Annotated in this window: 17 protein-coding genes; 11 read left to right on the forward strand and 6 right to left on the reverse strand. The window is 58.9% G+C overall.

Annotated elements, in window-relative coordinates; genetic code table 11:
- Positions 1-208: 208 nt before the first annotated feature.
- From G5306_RS10460 to G5306_RS10475, 4 genes are all read right to left on the reverse strand, one after another.
- On the reverse strand, positions 209-2,362 hold the full coding sequence (locus G5306_RS10460) for a S9 family peptidase (protein ID WP_421312836.1): 2,154 nt from the start codon (positions 2,360-2,362) through the stop codon (positions 209-211).
- Between the two features lie 234 nt (positions 2,363-2,596).
- A complete protein-coding gene (locus G5306_RS10465; RefSeq protein WP_005339953.1) occupies positions 2,597-3,028 on the reverse strand; it encodes a DUF411 domain-containing protein in 432 nt (143 codons plus the stop codon).
- 46 nt (positions 3,029-3,074) lie between these two features.
- Positions 3,075-3,398, reverse strand: a complete 324-nt coding sequence (locus G5306_RS10470) for a hypothetical protein (RefSeq protein WP_204420131.1) — start codon at positions 3,396-3,398, stop codon at positions 3,075-3,077.
- Positions 3,399-3,486: 88 nt separating this feature from the next.
- Positions 3,487-4,209 (reverse strand): SDR family oxidoreductase, encoded by a 723-nt coding sequence (locus G5306_RS10475; protein ID WP_164537855.1) that lies wholly within the window; start codon positions 4,207-4,209, stop codon positions 3,487-3,489.
- A 142-nt stretch (positions 4,210-4,351) separates the two neighbouring features.
- Between G5306_RS10475 and G5306_RS10480 the strand changes: the two genes are divergently transcribed.
- The 5 genes from G5306_RS10480 to G5306_RS10500 all read left to right on the forward strand — a co-directional run bounded on the left by G5306_RS10480 (position 4,352) and on the right by G5306_RS10500 (position 9,476).
- The gene (locus G5306_RS10480; protein ID WP_164537854.1) at positions 4,352-5,194 is read left to right on the forward strand and encodes a LysR family transcriptional regulator; all 843 of its coding nucleotides are present in this window, start codon (positions 4,352-4,354) and stop codon (positions 5,192-5,194) included.
- 101 nt (positions 5,195-5,295) lie between these two features.
- A complete protein-coding gene (locus tag G5306_RS10485; protein ID WP_005339958.1) occupies positions 5,296-5,892 on the forward strand; it encodes an NAD(P)H-dependent oxidoreductase in 597 nt (198 codons plus the stop codon).
- Between the two features lie 67 nt (positions 5,893-5,959).
- Positions 5,960-7,816: a monovalent cation:proton antiporter-2 (CPA2) family protein gene (locus G5306_RS10490; RefSeq protein ID WP_042052534.1), complete on the forward strand. Its 1,857-nt coding sequence runs from the start codon at positions 5,960-5,962 to the stop codon at positions 7,814-7,816.
- A complete protein-coding gene (locus tag G5306_RS10495) occupies positions 7,813-8,199 on the forward strand; it encodes a SirB2 family protein (protein WP_421203295.1) in 387 nt (128 codons plus the stop codon). The genes G5306_RS10490 and G5306_RS10495 overlap by 4 nt, the downstream gene beginning before the upstream one ends.
- A gap of 290 nt (positions 8,200-8,489) precedes the next feature.
- Positions 8,490-9,476: a helix-turn-helix transcriptional regulator gene (locus tag G5306_RS10500; protein ID WP_005339987.1), complete on the forward strand. Its 987-nt coding sequence runs from the start codon at positions 8,490-8,492 to the stop codon at positions 9,474-9,476.
- 853 nt (positions 9,477-10,329) lie between these two features.
- On the opposite strand, the gene G5306_RS10505 is transcribed toward G5306_RS10500, so the two are convergent.
- Positions 10,330-10,641, reverse strand: coding sequence for a DUF1145 domain-containing protein (locus tag G5306_RS10505; RefSeq protein ID WP_042052536.1), 312 nt, complete (start codon positions 10,639-10,641; stop codon positions 10,330-10,332).
- A complete protein-coding gene (gene rsmD, locus G5306_RS10510; RefSeq protein WP_124930360.1) occupies positions 10,625-11,254 on the reverse strand; it encodes a 16S rRNA (guanine(966)-N(2))-methyltransferase RsmD in 630 nt (209 codons plus the stop codon). The genes G5306_RS10505 and rsmD overlap by 17 nt, the downstream gene beginning before the upstream one ends.
- Positions 11,255-11,364: 110 nt before the next feature.
- On the opposite strand from rsmD, the gene ftsY reads away from it, so the two are divergent.
- The 6 genes from ftsY (at position 11,365) to hutC (ending at position 17,741) form a co-directional block, all read left to right on the forward strand.
- A complete protein-coding gene (ftsY, locus tag G5306_RS10515) occupies positions 11,365-13,254 on the forward strand; it encodes a signal recognition particle-docking protein FtsY (protein WP_421312837.1) in 1,890 nt (629 codons plus the stop codon).
- Between the two features lie 58 nt (positions 13,255-13,312).
- A complete protein-coding gene (ftsE, locus tag G5306_RS10520; protein ID WP_005339995.1) occupies positions 13,313-13,981 on the forward strand; it encodes a cell division ATP-binding protein FtsE in 669 nt (222 codons plus the stop codon).
- Complete coding sequence (gene ftsX / locus G5306_RS10525; protein WP_005342860.1) at positions 13,981-14,934, forward strand: permease-like cell division protein FtsX; 954 nt, start codon at positions 13,981-13,983, stop codon at positions 14,932-14,934. The genes ftsE and ftsX overlap by 1 nt, the downstream gene beginning before the upstream one ends.
- Before the next feature lie 451 nt (positions 14,935-15,385).
- Complete coding sequence (gene rpoH / locus G5306_RS10530; RefSeq protein WP_005339997.1) at positions 15,386-16,240, forward strand: RNA polymerase sigma factor RpoH; 855 nt, start codon at positions 15,386-15,388, stop codon at positions 16,238-16,240.
- Positions 16,241-16,365: 125 nt separating this feature from the next.
- Positions 16,366-17,025: a carbonate dehydratase gene (gene can / locus G5306_RS10535; RefSeq protein ID WP_005339998.1), complete on the forward strand. Its 660-nt coding sequence runs from the start codon at positions 16,366-16,368 to the stop codon at positions 17,023-17,025.
- Between the two features lie 11 nt (positions 17,026-17,036).
- Complete coding sequence (gene hutC / locus G5306_RS10540; RefSeq protein WP_041202413.1) at positions 17,037-17,741, forward strand: histidine utilization repressor; 705 nt, start codon at positions 17,037-17,039, stop codon at positions 17,739-17,741.
- Positions 17,742-17,878 lie beyond the last annotated feature (137 nt).

The following is a 17,878-nucleotide window of genomic DNA, read 5'->3' on the forward strand; positions in this document are numbered from 1 at the left end:
AAAGTTGCAAGCACTCCGATTAAGCACATTCACCCAACATAAATCAAACGAAATGGCAAAATCACGGAGTTTAATCTTGAGAAACATGACCTCGATCATTCATTTTCTAGCCGAAGATTAATTTGATATGAAGGGAAATGGAAGAGGGAAAAACTAGGGTGGGATTCTTATGCGGCCCTTGTGTGACAAGGGCCGGGGTCATACTGGATCAGTTGGCCGGGGTGGCCAGATCCAGGATAAAGGCGTACTCCAGCGCGATATCTTCGTAGGCTTTGAAGCGGCCCGACTTGCCACCGTGGCCGGCGTCCATGTCAGTGTTCAGTAACAACTTGTTATCATCCGTCTTCAGCTCGCGCAGCTTGGCGACCCACTTGGCTGGCTCCCAATACTGCACTTGCGAGTCGTGCAGCCCGGTGGTGACCAGCAGGTTGGGGTAGGCTTGCGCCTTCACCTGATCGTAGGGGCTGTAGCTCTTCATGTAGTCGTAGTAGCGCTTCTGGTTCGGGTTGCCCCACTCGTCATACTCCCCGGTGGTGAGGGGGATCGACTCGTCCAGCATGGTGGTGACCACATCGACAAACGGCACCTGCGCCACCACGCCGCGATAGAGTTCGGGCGCCTGATTGATGACGGCCCCCATCAGCAGGCCGCCGGCGCTGCCGCCCATGGCGTAGACCTGATCCCTGGCCCCGTAGCCTTGCTCAACCAGCGCCTTGGTGACATCGATAAAGTCATTGAAGGTGTTCTGCTTTTTCAGCAGTTTGCCATCTTCGTACCAGTGACGGCCCAGCTCTTCACCACCCCGGATATGGGCGATGGCGTAGACGAAGCCGCGATCGAGCAGGCTCAGGCGCGAGCTGCTGAAGTCGGGATCCATGCTGGCGCCGTAGGATCCATAGCCATAGACCAGCAGCGGATTCTTGGGCGCATCAGCCTGCTCTTTCTTGAACTTGTCCTTGCGATAGACCAGCGAGACCGGCACCGATACACCGTCGCGGGCGGTTACCCAGAGCCGCTCGCTGGCGTACTGGTCGGCCTTGAAGCCGGCCACCGGCTGCTGCTTGAGCAGGGTGCGCTTGCCGCTCGCCATATCCAGCTCATAGGTAGAGGCAGGGGTGGTCATGGAGGAGTAGCCATAGCGCAGGGCGCTGGTATCCGGCTCCGGGTTGTAGGCGAGCCAGGTGACATAGGCGGGATCATCGAAGGCGATCTCCTTCTCGTCACCGCTCTGCCAGTTGATCTGGCGCAGTCGGGTCAGCCCCTTGTTGCGCTCTTCCAGTACCAGCCAATCCTTGAACAGGGCGTAGCTCTCCAGCAGTACCTCCGGATTGGGGGCAATCACCGCCTTCCAGCGATCGACCGGGCTCTCCTTGGTCTCGTAGAGGCCGAAGTTCTTGCCATCCTTGTTGGAGCGCACATAGAAGCGGCCGCGGTAGTGATCCAGGCTGTATTCGTGATCCACCTGACGGGGCAGGAACAGGCGTGGGGCGTGCTCCGGCTGGTTGGCATCGATCAGCCGCGCTTCGCCTGTGGTGGTGCTGGAGAGGGCGATGACGATGAAATCTTCCGAAGTTGTAGCGTAGAGGCTGATGTAGAAGGAGTCATCCTTCTCTTCATAGACCAGCTTGTCCGTGGCCGGATCCGTCCCGAGCGTATGGCGATAGACCTGATAGGGCAGCAGGGTCTGCGGGTGCTTGCGCACATAGAAGACGGTCTTGTTGTCGTTGGCCCACACCAGATTGCCGGAGGTATTTTCCAGTTTGTCGGTGGCCCACTGGCCGCTCTCCAGATCGAGGAACTGGATCTGGTACTGACGGCGGGAGAGGAAATCTTCCGCCACCGCCAGCCAGCGATTGTTACGGCTCACCTCAAGGGCGCCGAGGGCATAGAACTCGTGCCCTTCTGCCCGCTGGTTGCTGTCGAGCAGCAGGCTCGACTGCTCTTCACCGAGCTTGGTGCGCGAATAGATCCCGTACTCCTTGCCCGGCTCATAGCGGGTCTGGTAGCGGTAGCCGTTCTTCACATAGGGCACCGACTCATCCTGCTGGGGGATGCGGGCGACCATCTCTTTGTAAAGCTGTTCGCGCAGGGGTTGGGTCGGCTTGAGCATGGCCTCGGTATAGGCGTTCTCGGCCTTGAGATAGTCCAACACCTCGGGCTTCTGCCGCTCGTCGTCACGCAGCCAGTAGTAGTTGTCGATGCGGGTATCCCCGTGTTTTTTCAGAGTGCGGGGATGTTTGGCGGCCACGGGCGGCTGGATTGGATGTTCGCTTGTCAGCATGGCGGGCTCTTCATTGGCATAAGTGGGGGGGAGAACTGTCAGAAAGGCTAGCAGCAGAACTCCTCGGGAAAAGGTAAACATGTCGCATCCTTGGCGCTGGAAAGGGTTGGTGGACCTGAGCATCGGCTCCATGAATTGGCGTTAAATCTGCCCCTTGTTGCCGGTGGTTGCAAGCAATCCCTTGTTATTGCAGGAAATGTAATCAAAAAAAGCCGCTATCTCGCGATAGCGGCCCTCTTTCTGGCCATGAGCGGCAAGAGTCCGCTCAGGTGTGCCTCACATGATATGGGAGTGCCCTCTCATGACCAGTTTTCGTCAGCCTGGGTAGCTCGACCAGCGGTTGGTCGCGCCCTCGTTGCTGATACTCAGTACCTCATAGGGATGGCCCGGAATATCCATGCCCGGCGCACTCTGGGGCATGCCCGGAATGGTCAGGCCACGGATCGCCGGTTTTTCCCTGAGCAGCTTCTGCACATCGGCGGCCGGTACATGCCCCTCGATCACATAGCCATTTACGATACCGGTATGGCAAGAAGCCAGCTCCGGCGCGATACCGTATTGCTGCTTCACTGCGCCGAGCTGTTCGGTTTCGATGACCTCCAGTTCGAAGCCATTCTGCTCCATGTGCTCGTTCCAGCTTTGGCAGCAGCCACAATATTTGGATTTGTAGACGGTCATCTTCTCGGCCGCGAGGGCCGAAAAGCTGACGGTACCGGCCAGCATGGCCAGTAACAGGGGTTTGTACATCACTCACCTCAGATTGAAAGAAAAGATGCCCGATACGGGATGCGTTTCAGGTCCGGGTGCGTGGGGGACGTTCGAGCCGCTCGCACGGGGCGTCCGGCATAAAGAGAGAGGGGGAGGCGAAGTCGGGGGTATCCGGTTCCAGTACGGCGACCGTCAGGCTGTCGCTGCCTACCAGCGTCATCGAGAGGGCGGTGGTAAAGCTACCGCAGGGCATCGCTTTTTCCAGGGTACGCTCGCTCTGGCTGCAGTGGGTAGTCAGGGTACAGAGGTCGGTTGCGGCCCGGCTGCCAAACGACATCAACACCAGCACCAGGCTCCATAGGGGGAGCCAGCGACGGGCGTGGGCGAGTTGGCGACGGGTGAGAACCATGGAATGACTCGAAAATAACAAGGGGCACATGGTAACTCTGTGCCCCGGGGGAGGGTCAAGCCCTCCCCATGGTGTCAGTCAGCCAGGATTAAGGTTGCTGACGGGTCGCCGCCAGCACGATCTCGCGCACGCAGACGTTGGCAGGCTGGTTCCAGGCGTAGAGCACGGCATCGGCGATCACTTCCGGCGCAATGACGCCGCCCATCTGATCTTTCCAGTCGTGGTAACCGGCCTTGATGCTCTCGTCAGTGGTGTGGCTGAGCAGCTCGGTCTCGACCGCACCCGGGGCAATGGTCACCATCCGCACGCCGACATCGGCCACCTCTTCCCGGATGTTTTCGGTCAGGGCGTGCACGGCGAACTTGGTGGCGCAGTAGGCAGCATGGTTCGGGAAGGTCTTGCGACCGGCGATGGAGCTGATGTTGATGATGGTGCCGCTGCGGCGCTCCTTCATGCCTGCCAGCACTGCGTGGACGCCGTTCAGCACCCCCATCACGTTGATGTTGAGCATCTGCTGCCATTCGGCGGGATCCTGCACATCTGCCTGACCCAGCAGCATGACGCCGGCGTTGTTGACCATGCAGCCGACCGGGCCAAATTTGGCTTCTGCCTGCTGGATGGCGGCCTTCATGGCTGCGGTGTCGGTTACATCGACCCCGATGCAGAGGGTATCGGGCAGGTTCAGTGCCTGCATCGGCTCGACCCGGCGGGCCAGCAGTAGCAGCGGATGACCGGCGGCAGAGAAGGCTCGGGCGATGGCGGCACCGATCCCGGCGGAGGCACCGGTGATCACGACGAGAGATTTGGACATGGGTCTTTCCTTCTGATTCAAGAGTCGGTTTGAGCAAACAGGTGGCTGGCCAGCACGGAACCCAATCACTATAGTCACTGCATCTATAAGTGATAAATATTGTTTTCCGCTGGTTATCATCTGAAAAAACTATGGTTGGTTTATGCTGGACTTGAGATTGCTGCGTTTCTTCATCGCCATCTATGAAGAGAAGAACATCACGGCGGCGGCCGAGCGTTGCCACGTCAGCCAGCCCTCCCTCTCGGCGGGGCTGCGCCAGCTGGAAGAGGCGCTCGGTGACAGCCTGTTTGTCCGGGGCAAGAAGGGGGTGGTGGCGAAAGATCCGGCCCACTATCTCTATCCTCACGCGGTCAAGCTGGTGGAGGAGGCGCGCCGTCTGCCGGAGCTGTTTCGCCAGAAAGCGACGCGTGCGAGGCTTAATATCGCCATCATGCCGGACTTGAGTCGCCGCCGGGTGGCCGGGCTGTTGCAGCAAGTACAGCGCGTGTTGCCGCAACTGGATCTCACCCTCTCCGACTACACCACACCCGCCGACTGCCGTTTGACGCTGGATGCCTTGCGCCGGGAGGACGAGATCTTCCTGCCGCTGTGGGAGGAGGATTACGTGCTCTGCGTGCCGGTCGACCATCCCCTTGCCAGTCGCGAAAGGATCGAGCTGGCCGAGCTGCAACATTATGATTTTATTGAGTGCCCACCCTGTGAGGCCCATCAGCAGACTATCGGCCTGCTGGCCTGTGACCGCCTTACCCTCAATCTGGTGGCAAAGGCCGAGAGCAAGGGGCTGGTGATGGCGCTGGTGCTGGCGAGGGTCGGCATCAGTTTTCTGCCGGACGGGCTGGTCGAGGATGAGGCGGGGCTCTGTACCCTGCCGGTGAGCGGGCCGCGGATGTTTCGCCGGATCGGGCTCTGCTATCCCGCCCACCAGACCCTCAATCCGGCGCTGCGGGAGCTGATCCCCGAGTTGGCAGGCTATGGCGCTTCCTGATAAGGTCGCTCTCCTGTGCACCTTTACGATGCAGCTCCCCAGACTCCCCTTTTCTGTTTACCTCGCCTTGCACCGCAAGGCTTTGTTCGGGTGATGTGGTCATGAAACGCATTCTGGTTATTTTTTCCCATCCCGCGCTGCAGAGCTCGCGGGCCAACAAGCAGCTGTTGCAGGCGATTGAGGGGCTGGAGGGGGTCACGGTTCACGACCTCTATCAGCACTATCCCGACATGTTTATCGATGTGAAGCGGGAGCAGGCGCTGCTCTGTGAGCACGACATCATCGTCTTCCAGCACCCGTTTTACTGGTACTCCTGCCCGGCCATCATGAAAGAGTGGATGGATCTGGTGCTGGAGTATGGCTATGCCTACGGCCCTGAAGCCCACGCCCTCAAGGGCAAGCAGTGGCTGAGCGCCATCACCACCGGCGGGGCGCCGGAGTCCTACTGCAGCGAGGGTTACAACAGCCGACCGCTGCTCGATTTTCTGCTGCCATTTCAGCAGGCGGCCACCTTGTGCGGCATGAACTGGCTGCCCCCTTTCGTGCTCCACTCCTTTCACAAGATCAAGGATCCCGCCGCCCTGCGCCGCTGTGGGCAGGACTACCGCCAGCTGCTTTGCGCCCTGCGTGACGATCAGCTGACCCCGGAGCAACTGGCCGGGCGCCCTTATCTGCGCGACTTGCTGGAGGTGCTCTGATGAAACACGGGCAGCTTGCTGGCCGAGCTTATGAGCCGGATCTGATGTTCACACGGAGGGCTGACTGATGGGCCACGGGATCCTGTTTGATGCCTTTATCTACCTCTCCGCCGCCGTTATCGCGGTACCGCTGGCCAAACGCTGGGGGCTAGGCTCGGTGCTCGGCTACCTGCTGGCGGGGATCATCATAGGCCCCTTCCTGCTGGGGCTGGTGGGGGAACAGAAGGATGTGATGCACTTCGCCGAGTTTGGCGTGGTACTGATGCTGTTTCTGGTCGGTCTTGAATTGCGTCCGGCCCTCTTGTGGCAGTTGAAGGGGCCGATCCTCGGCACCGGCGGCCTGCAGGTGCTGCTCACCACGGCGGCGCTGACCGGCGTGGCACACCTGATCGGTCTGCCGCTGCAACAGGGGCTGGCCATCGGCCTCATTCTTGCGCTCTCTTCCACCGCCATCGTGTTGCAGAGCCTGCAGGAGCGCAAGCTGATGCAGAGCGAGAGCGGTCGCTCCGCCTTTGCGGTACTGCTGTTTCAGGATATTGCGGTCATTCCTATCCTGGCGTTGCTGCCGCTGCTGGCCATGGCGCCGGTCGCCAGCAGTGGAGGCTCCGAGCTGGCGGGGTGGCAACATGGTTTGCTGGTGGTCGCGGCCATCTCCGGCATAGTGCTGGGTGGCCACTATCTGATGCGGCCGGTATTTCGTGCCATCGCCCAGTCCCATATGCGGGAGATCTTCGTCGCCGCCGCCCTGCTGCTGGTGATCGCTATCGCCGTGTTGATGGAGTCGGTGGGGCTCTCGCCCGCTCTCGGCTCTTTTCTCGCCGGGGTGGTGCTGGCCGACAGCGAATATCGCCATGAGCTGGAGGCCGACATAGAGCCGTTCAAGGGCTTGCTGCTCGGCCTGTTCTTTATGTCGGTGGGGGCGGGGATCGACTTCGGGCTGTTTGCCGAACACCCCTTCCTGATACCAACCCTGGTGGTTGGCCTGATGGTGCTTAAATGGCTGGTGTTGATGGCGCTCGGCTTCATCATCCGCATTTCGCCGAGTCAACGCTGGACCTTCGCGCTGGCGCTGGCACAGGGGGGCGAGTTTGCCTTTGTGCTCTTCTCGTTTGCCGCCCAGAACCGGGTGCTGCCCGGTGAGACCATCTCCCTGCTGACGCTGGTGGTGGCACTCTCCATGGCGCTCACCCCGCTGCTGCTGATCCTCAACGATCGGGTGATCCAGCCCTGGTTCGATTACCGTAACCAGAGCGACGCACCGCAGCATGAGCAACCTGAGCTGGTGGAGCATCCGGTGATCATCGCAGGCTTCGGCCGCTTCGGTCAGATCGTGGGGCGTCTGCTGCATGGTCACGGCATCGGCACCACCATCCTCGAGCAGGATGCCAGCCAGATAGAGACCCTGCGCAAGTACGGCTATCAGGTCTTCTATGGCGATGCCAGCCGGATCGACCTGCTCCATGCCGCCGGGGCGCACAAGGCGAAGCTGCTGGTGCTCTCCATCAACGATCCGGCTACCTCGCTGGCGGTGATCGAGATGGTGCAGAAGCACTTCCCGCACCTGAAGATCCTGGCGCGAGCGCTGGATCGACCCCATGCCCACGAGATCCTGCGCCACGGGGTCGAGAGCGTACACCGGGAAACCCTGGGCTCGGCGGTCGATCTGGGGGTGGAAGCCCTGACCCAGCTCGGTTTTCGTGCCAACCAGGCCTGGCGGGCGGGGCAGACCTTCAAGCAGCACGATAACTGGCTGTTGCGCGAGCAGGTCAACTATCTGGACGACGAGCACACTTATATCAACAAGAGCCTGCAATACCGGGAGATCCTCTCCGATCTGTTGCAAGACGACGAGGAGGGGCAGGAGCGTATCCATGCCCATAACTGGAACAGCGGGTTACCCGACGACGACAAGGAAGCAAAATGATTGCCTATTACCCCATGTTTAAACACCTGCATATGACGCTGGCGCTGGTCAGTCTGCTGCTCTTTATCTATCGCTGGAGTCTGGCGCTGGCCGGCAGCGATCGGTTGCAGCAGAAGTGGCTGAAGATCCTGCCGCATATCAACGACACCTTCCTGCTGCTGTTTGGTGTGTTGCTGGCGGTGGCCTTGCAGTTGAGCCCGGGTCAACAACCCTGGCTGATGGCCAAGCTGATTGCACTGGTGCTCTATATCGGTCTGGGTGTCATGGCGCTCAAGCGCCCGGCCCGCGGTCAGAAGCTGGTGGCCGGTGTGGCGGCACTGGCGGTGTTTGGCTACATGGTCGGTGCGGCCATCACCAAGTCAGCCTGGTCGTGGCTGACGTGATTTGGCTGGGAGGGAGGATTGCCTCCCTCCGGCTATCTCAAAAGAATAGATTCAGAAAAATCCTACGCCCCTCTATGTTAGCCTGCCTCTCCACTTAGTTTTCTTCGATACGCTTAGCTTGTCTGAAAACGTCAAGTTAGCTGTGTTTATCCATATTTTTTCTTATCAATCATATATATACGTAGTTTTGTATGAAAATGGCGACAGTTGTCGCTACAAAACTTACGACATAGACTGTCGCAAGTTGCGACTAGCATACAGTCAACGCTAAACCAGTGAAGGCATGCACCATGAGTAAGAAGCTGTTACGACAACTGACCTTGGCGCGTTGCATCCCGCACCGCCCTTACAAGCTGACCGCCAGCCAACTTCAGGTAAAACTGGAAGAGGAAGGCATCCATGTCAGTCTGCGTACCGTGCAACGGGACCTGGAGGAGATGTCCGGCATGGGACTGTTCGACCTCACCTCGGACGAGCGCAGCAAACCCCATGGCTGGTGCTTCGAGCGCCACGGCCTCAACGACTTTGCCAATATCATGCCGCTCTCGCTGGCGGTGGCCCTGAAAACCTGGAGTGATCAGGCGAGCCAACTGTTGCCGGCGAGTGTACTGACTGAATTGAATCCGCTGGTCGACAAGGCGAGCCAGGTGATCCGCGACAGCCAGAGTGAACTGGCCGAACGCTGGCTGGAGAGTGTCCACCAGTCACCGCGCCCGTTTGCCGGCAACCCGGAGATCCGTCGCAGCACCCTGATCCGCGATGCGCTCTGGCGTGGTCGCAAGTTCAGTGCCGAGATCCAGCGCGTGATCAAAGAGCGCACCGTGTGGCTCTGCTACGACCGTATCAACCCGCTCGGCATTCTCAATCAGCCGGACGGGCCGATCCTGCTCTGCACACTATCCGAGCTGGATCCCAAGGTTTACGGCATCCCGTTTGACCATATCAAGAACGTGGAGCTGACCAACTTCAGCGCCACCCAGCCGAAGGATTTCAATATCCAGAAGCTGATCCGCGATCAGGGCTATCAGGATGTGAGCGGCCCGATCCGCTTCGTCGGCCGGATCGATGCCAACAGCCAGTCGCTGGTGGATAACCAGATCCCCGGCAACAATCCGCGCATGACCCGCTATGACAAGCGCAGCGTGGTGGTGGAGACCGAAGTGCAGGACACCCCGGAGTTTCGCAGCTGGTTGAACAACATCGGCGGTGAACTGGAGGTGCTGGCACCGGAATCGTTGCGCAAGGCCTATCTCAATCCGGCCAACCGCTTGAGCTGATTAAAAAATTGGAATGTTGAAGAGTCGAGCCTGGTCTCGGCTCTTTTTTTGCGGTTTTTTTAAGCATATTTATTCAACTAATTTTTAAGTCTTAACGTCAGGATTGAACCGTTTTCCTGCCCCGTTTTTGGGGGCGAAACCCGTGTAAGAGATCTGCCATAGCGACTGTAAGAGGCTGGCGCTTTGAGCCGTACGCGAAGCCATGCCAGAATGATCGAACTTTCCCGTGAAACTAAATAAATAACTGATATTAAAGGGTTAGTTTTTAAGTTTGTTTTTTGGGATGAGAGCTGCATCGGATCTTTATCATCGGATGGCCCTTGTTCGGGGGGCGCATTTCCTTAGTATGGGTCTCACAAGGACGGAGCTGGTCCGGCAGGATGCAGGGCAGCGCATAAAGATGGAATATTCCGCAGGATGTGGACAAGGAACACCTCAGGATGAGCTCGATAATCAGGATGATTATCGTTACGGATGAATAAAGGAACACCGCGGGATGCGGCAGGACACTCTCGGGATGGGAGTAGAACGAACGGAACCTCGTTCTTCAGGATGAACAGGACCTCGCCGGATGCGAGAGGAATACTTCAGGATGAAGTGAGATAACCCGGATGGTTATCTGTCAGGAAGACGCAAGGAACCCCACAGGACGTGGTAATGGACACCTCCAGGATGGAGACAGGGAAGCAGTTCAGGATGAATTGCCAGGCCAGGAACGCCGCAGGACACGCCAACGGATTGGAAAGGGGATATTCCAAAGGATTAGGATAACGTCAGGGATTGCAGGGAGCATTGCAGTTCTACGGACAGGACGACACGACTCTAGGGGACGGCTACCGCCGTCCCCTTTTCTTTATGGTTTGTCCGAGAGATTGCCGCGCTGGGCGGCGTTGACGATCTCTTGCAGGCGCTGACGAATGTCGACCATGCCAAACACGCCAAATATCAGCACAGTGACAAACTCGGCCTTGGTGACAGCGAAGTAGCGTTTGCAAGCTGCCTTGATCATGCTGGCCTGCAGCCAGTGCAGCAGGGCGACGATCACGCCGCAGACCGGCAGAAAGCCGTTGAGTTTGCCGGGCAGCGGGGCAATCAGGCTCATCAGCACACCAAACCAGAAGAACAATATCAGCCCCATCGCCAACAGATTAAAGACTCGCTTCATTGTTTACCTCCCTTAGATAGAGTTGATAGCAGACCTGACCGGCTTGTTTGTCCTTGAGTAGTTGCCAGCTGGCGGGCAGCGCCAGATCGGCCATCTCCTTCTCCCGCTCCAGATAGATGAGGGCGTCCGCTGCCAGCCAGCCGCGCTGCTCCAGCAGTTCGCACACTTGCGGCAGCAGCTCGCGGCGAAACGGCGGATCGAGGAACACCAGATCAAACGGCGTGGCCGGGCCTTGCAGCCAGCTCACTGCATCTGACTGGATCACCTGACCCTGACTGCTGCCGAGAGCGGTCAGGTTCTTCTTGATCTGGTCGGCGGCCCCTTTGTCCATTTCGATCAGGGTCACCTGCTCGGCATAGCGCGACAGCGCCTCCAGTCCGAGTCCGCCGCTGCCGGCAAACAGATCCAGGCAGCGGGTGCCGCGAATATGGGGGGCCAGCCAGTTGAAGATGGTTTCCTTGACGCGATCCGTGGTGGGTCTGAGCCCCTCCACATCCTTGACCGGCAATTTGCGGCCTCGCCACTGGCCGCTGATGATTCTTACAAAGCCCGATTTTCCTTGCGGGGCAGGACTCTTGCTCGGGTTGCTACGGCTGGATTTCACTCTGGGCATCGCGTTTCATCGTCAGAAAATAAAGTGGTAGTATAAGGCGGTTCATTTTTATGCCGACCCGCCAAGGGACGGCTATCTTAGCAGTCAGCCTTTGATGTGAGTATTTTTAGATGGCAAAAGGTTTGTTTTCCTGGCTGGGTTTCGGCCGCAAGAAAGAAGAGGCTGAGGCTGTCCAACCACAGACACCCCAAGCCACCCCCGTTACCGTTGAGCCCGAGGTCACTGCTACCCCCGCTCCCGTTTCCGATACCACTGTTTCCGATAGTACGCCGGCCGTTGCCCCCGAAGTGCCTGCCAGCGCACAGAATTCCGTTTTGCAAGATGATTGCTGCCTGCCGACCGAGCTGGACGACCACGGCCCACTGGTGGTGGAGGAGTGCGCTTCCGATTTGGAGCCGGTGATCGTCAACGAAGCGCTGATCGCCGAAGAGGAGCGTGCCGCTGAAGCCGCTCGCTCTGCCGCAGAAGCGCAAGCCGCTGAGGTCAAGGCAGCCGAAGAGGCTCGTATTGCTGCCGAAGCTCGCGCTGCGGAAGAGGCACGTATCGCTGCCGAAGCCCGCGCTGCAGAGGAGGCTCGTATTGCTGCCGAGGCTCGCGCTGCAGAAGATGCTCGTATCGCCGCCGAGGCTCGCGCTGCAGAAGATGCTCGTATCGCCGCCGAAGCTCGCGCCGCAGAAGAATCTCGCATTGCCGCCGAGGCTCGCGCTGCAGAGGAGGCTCGTATTGCCGCCGAAGCCCGTGCTGCGGAAGAGGCTCGTATTGCCGCTGAAGCCCGTGCGGCTGAAGAGGCTCGTATTGCTGCTGAAGCTCGCGCTGCGGAAGAGGCTCGTATTGCTGCCGAAGCCCGTGCTGCGGAAGAAGCTCGCATTGCTGCTGAAGCTCGCGCTGCGGAGGAGGCTCGCATTGCCGCTGAAGCTCAGGCTGCGGAAGAAGCCCGTATCGCCAAAGAGGCCCAGCGAGCGGAAGATATGCGCCTGGTCGCCGCGATGGAGGCTGAGGCTGCCGCACTGGCTGCCCTGCCGTTGGCCGCCAAGGTGGACGACGACACCCAGGACAAACCGCAGCGGGAGGGCTTCTTTGCTCGCCTCAAACGCAGTCTGGTTCGCACCAAGGAGAATATCGGTTCCGGTTTCTTCGGCCTGTTCCGTGGCAAGAAGATCGACGATGAGCTGTTTGAAGAGCTGGAAACCCAGCTGCTGACCGCCGATCTCGGTGTGGATACCACCACTCGTATCATCGAGGGGCTGGTGCAGCACGCGGATCGCAAGCAGCTCAAGGATGCCGAGGCGCTCTACGGTTTGCTCAAACAGGATATGGGCGAGATGCTGGCCAAGGTCGAGCAGCCGCTGATGATCGACACCAGCAAGAAGCCTTACGTGATCCTGATGGTCGGCGTGAATGGCGTCGGCAAGACTACCACCATCGGCAAGCTGGCCAAGCAGTTCCAGGCTGAAGGCAAGAGCGTGATGCTGGCAGCGGGTGACACCTTCCGTGCCGCTGCGGTCGAGCAGCTGCAGGTATGGGGCCAGCGCAACAACATTCCAGTGATTGCCCAGCATACCGGTGCCGACTCCGCCTCCGTTATTTATGACGCCATCGAGGCCGCCCGCTCCCGCGGGGCTGACGTGCTGATCGCCGACACAGCCGGTCGCCTGCAGAACAAGAGCAACCTGATGGAAGAGCTCAAGAAGGTAGTACGGGTGATGAAGAAGCTGGATGAAGAGGCCCCCCACGAGATCATGCTGACGCTGGATGCCGGCACCGGCCAGAACGCCCTGAGCCAGGCCAAGCTGTTCAGCGAGGCGGTTGGCCTGACCGGCATCACCCTCACCAAGCTGGATGGCACCGCCAAGGGCGGCGTCATCTTCGCGGTGGCCGACAAGTTCCAGATCCCGATCCGCTATATCGGGGTGGGCGAGGGGATCGACGATCTGCGTCCCTTCGTTGCCAACGATTTCATCGAGGCGCTCTTCAGCCGCGATGAGTCAGCTCAGCCGTGATGATTAAGTGTTCCATACCCCGACTTCGGTCGGGGTTTGTCAATGTCAGGGAACCGTTATGATTCGTTTTGACAAGGTCAGCAAGGTATACAGCGGCGGCCATCAGGCGCTGCAAAAGGTCAGCTTTCACCTGCGCAAGGGAGAGATGGCCTTTCTGACCGGGCACTCGGGGGCGGGCAAGAGTACCCTCCTCAAACTGATCAGCGTGATGGAGCGTCCGACCGATGGTCGCGTCTTCTTTCATGGTGATGATGTCAGCCATATCCAGCGCAGCCAGATCCCCTATGTTCGCCGCCAGATCGGGATGATCTTTCAGGATCACCGCCTGCTGATGGACCGCACCGTGTTCGACAACGTAGCGCTGCCGCTGGTGATCGATGGTTACAGCCATGCGGACATCAACAAGCGGGTGGCGGCGGCATTGGACAAGGTAGGGTTGCTCGGCAAGGAGCGTTACCAGCCGCGGATGCTCTCCGGGGGTGAACAGCAGCGGGTCGGCATCGCCCGTGCCATCGTCAACAAGCCGCCGCTGCTGCTGGCGGATGAACCGACCGGCAACCTGGATCCCCAGCTCTCCATGGATATCATGCGGCTATTTCAGGAGTTCAACAATTTTGGGGTCTCTGTACTGATTGCTACTCACGATCTGGGGCTGATCGCCCGCATGCGCTATCGCACCCTGACCCTCAAGGCGGGTCGCATGTATTCGGCCGGGGAGGAGCTCTGATGGCTATCGTTCGTCACAAGCAGCCGCCGCTGCGTCGTCTGATGATGTACGGGGTTGACCATGTGCGGCAGGCGTTTGCCAGTCTCGGGGAGCTGTGGCGAAATCCGCTCGCCTCCCTGATGACGCTGGCGGTGCTCGGTGTCAGTCTGGCGTTGCCCTCCTGCTTCCACGTATTGTTGAAAAACGCCGAGGTGGTGGAGGGGAGCTGGCAGAACAGCTCCCAGATCTCCCTCTATCTGCGCAAGGATCTGCCGGAGCAGAGCATTCTCGATCTGCAGCACAGGATCCTGCTCTATCCCGAGGTGGATTCGGTCACCTACCTGAGCCGTGACGATGCGTTGCGGGAGTTTCGCGAGATCTCCGGTTTCGGCGATGCCCTCGATTATCTGGACAGCAACCCGCTACCGCCGGTGCTAAGCGTCATTCCGGATCCGCGCTGGCAGAATCCGGAAGGGGCCGCCGAGTTGCTCGGCAAGCTAAACAATGAGGATGGGGTCGAGCAGGGCAAGCTGGATCTGCAGTGGCTGACCCGCCTGCAGGGGATCATGAACCTGCTGCGTCACACCATTACCGGTATCGCCGTGCTGCTGCTCTCCGCCGTGCTGCTGATCGTCGGCAACACCCTGCGTCTCAACATCCTCAACCAGCGCTCAGAGATCGAGGTGCTCAAGCTGGTGGGGGCAACCGATGCCTTCATCCATCGCCCTTTCCTCTATACCGGCATCTGGTTCGGGGTGATCGGCGGCATGCTGGCATGGTGGCTGACCGAGGTGATGGTGATCTGGAGCGAAGGGGTGGTGAAGGAGCTTGCGGGCTTGTATAACAGTAACTTCCGGCTGGTTGGCATGGGTCTGGTAGACGGGGTGAACCTGATCCTGCTGGGGGCCTTGCTGGGGCTGATTGCTTCCTGGTTTTCGGTTCATCGTCACATTCGAGATATAGAGCCATCCTGATTAATTTATTATCAAAGTAAATCGCTGGATTTTGAGAGGTGGATCAAGTAAAAGAGGCTCCGTTTCTGGCTTGACCCCCTCAGTCAGAGTATTCTGAATAGCGGCGATCTTCCGGATCTTTGCTGGATCCGTGGAACCTTCTGATTTATAAGCAGTCTATTAAGCTGAAGCATTTATACGAGTGTGGCCCCTCTGCCTTGCTCGTCAGACTTGGCAAGCATGTGAAGGTTGCGAGCTCCGCAACAATGGACTTAGCATGCTACTTTTCGGGGGTCCTTCATTGTGACCCCTTTTTTTTGACTGTTCATTCATGATTCATCCTGCAGGCATAAGATAAGCCGGTCTAAAGCTGGGGCATGTTATTTGATACACGCCGCAGAATGACATCCGGTCAGTAGACAGACCCAATCTGGGTGTTAGACTGATTCGATTGAAAAGTAAGAGGTAACAGATGGGAACTTCATTGCAGCGCACTATGGCTTTGATTCCGCAAGGTAGTCTGGAAGGCTATATCCAGGCAGTAAACTCTATTCCGGTGCTGAGCGCAGAGGAAGAGCGTGAGCTGGCTGAGCGTTTGCAGCAGGATGGCGATCTCGAGGCTGCTCGTCAGCTGGTTATGTCGCACCTGCGCTTTGTCGTTCATGTCGCCAAGAGTTATGCCGGTTACGGCCTGCCTCAGGCTGATCTGGTTCAGGAAGGCAACATCGGCCTGATGAAGGCGGTCAAGCGCTTCGACCCGACGGTCGGCGTGCGTCTGGTCTCCTTTGCCGTGCACTGGATCAAGGCCGAAATTCACGAATATGTCCTGCGCAACTGGCGCATGGTCAAGGTGGCGACCACCAAGGCCCAGCGCAAGCTCTTCTTCAACTTGCGCAAATCCAAGAAGCGTCTGGGCTGGCTGAACCACGAAGAGGTTCAGGCCGTGGCGGCCGATCTCGGCGTCTCTGCCGCTGACGTGACCGAGATGGAAGCGCGGATGGCCAACTACGATCAGGCGTTCGATCTGGTTGGTGATGATGAAGAAGAGGGCGGTTTCGCTCCGGTTCACTATCTGGAGGATAAATCCTCCGATCTGGCCGCGACCATCGAGAATGACAACTGGGACGATCATGCCACCCGTCGTCTGAGCTCTGCCCTCGCCACCCTGGATGAGCGCAGCCAACACATCATCCGCGCCCGCTGGCTCGATGATGACAGCAAGACCACTCTGCAGGAGCTGGCCGATACCTACGGCGTCTCTGCCGAGCGTGTGCGTCAGCTTGAGAAAAACGCACTCAAGAAGCTGAAAGATGCCATGGAAGCCTGATGCTTCCTCTCATAAAAACAGGGCCTGATGGCCCTGTTTTTGTTTCGCAAGGATCTGGTCGGCCTTGCTTTGGTTACCCTTGAGTGTGTTATGTTGCCGCCACTGCCACATTAGGGAGAGCAGAAGTGAAACTGTTGAACGACCTGTTTACCAACAACCGTGAGTGGGCCGAACGGATCAAAGCCGAAGATCCCGCTTTCTTTGCCACCCTTTCTGCCCAGCAGGCCCCCGAATACCTCTGGATCGGTTGTTCCGACAGCCGGGTCCCCGCCAACCAGCTGATGGGGTTGCTGCCGGGGGATGTCTTCGTCCACCGCAACGTCGCCAATCTGGTTGTACATACCGATTTCAACTGCCTCTCCGTGCTGCAATACGCGGTAGAAGTGCTCAAGGTGAAGCACATCATCGTCTGCGGTCACTATGGCTGCGGCGGCGTCAAGGCCGCGATGCAGAATCAGGAGCTGGGTCTCATCGACAACTGGCTGCGCAACATCAAGGATGTCTACTTCAAATATGGTGAAGAGCTCGAGGCCATCGAGGATGAGCACGAGCGCTTCGACTACCTGTGCGAGCTGAACGTGGCCGAACAGGTCGCCAACGTCTGCCACACCACCATCATCCAGAACGCCTGGCGCAAGGGGCAGGAGCTGGCGGTGCATGGCTGGATCTACGGGATCAAGGATGGTCTGCTGCACGATCTCGATCTCTGCATCAGCGGCCCGGATCAGATCCCCGACGTCTACCGCGCCTGGCCGGATATGCGTCCGCCCCACCGTCGGCGCTAGGGAGCTTCATGGTGGCGCCAGCCCTCTATCTGCAGATCAAGCAGCACATTCTGGACGGAATCCGCGAACGCCACTATCAGGCGGGGGACAGGATCCCGACCGAAGCGGCCCTGTGCGAGCAGTTCACCGTGAGCCGGATGACGGTCAACCGGGCGTTGCGGGAACTGGTGGCTGAGGGGTGGCTGGTGCGTACCGCCGGTTCCGGCAGCTTCGTGGCGGACAGGCGAACCGAATCACCGTTGCTGGCCATTCGCAACATCGCTGACGAGATCGCCGAGCGTGGCGGCGAGTACAGTGCCCGGGTGATCCGGCTGCAGCGGCTGGCCGCCGACGAGAAGGTGGCGGTACAACTGGGGCTGCGGGTAGGTGCCCCTATCTTTCACAGCCTGATCGTCCATCAGGCTGATGGTGAGCCGTTGCAGCTGGAGGAGCGCTTCGTCGATGCCGGGCGCTTGCCGGGCTATGGCGAGCAGGATTTTACCCAACAGACCCCCAACCGCTATCTGATGGATGTCTGCCCCCTCTCCGAGATGGAGCACGTGGTGGAAGCCGTGTTGCCGAGCGCCGGTGAGGCGGGATTGTTGCAGATCCGCGTAGATTCCCCCTGCCTGTTGTTGCACAGACGCACCTGGTCGGAGGGGCATCTGGTCTCCTACGCCCGTTTGCTCTCCCCCGGTTCCCGTTACAAGCTAAGCTCCAAGACTCAGCTGGAGTAAATGACTATACAACTTGATTTTGCAAAGCCCACCTCCTGGTGGGCTTTTTTGTGCTTAAACTCTAAGTTTGATGCTGTTATCAGGATGTGAATTTCGCTCTTTCTTTCGTCATAGAGATCGACTATAAGAATATGTAT

The sequence above is a fragment of the Aeromonas sp. 603404 genome (assembly GCF_049171775.1).
Lineage (GTDB): Bacteria > Pseudomonadota > Gammaproteobacteria > Enterobacterales > Aeromonadaceae > Aeromonas > Aeromonas veronii_A.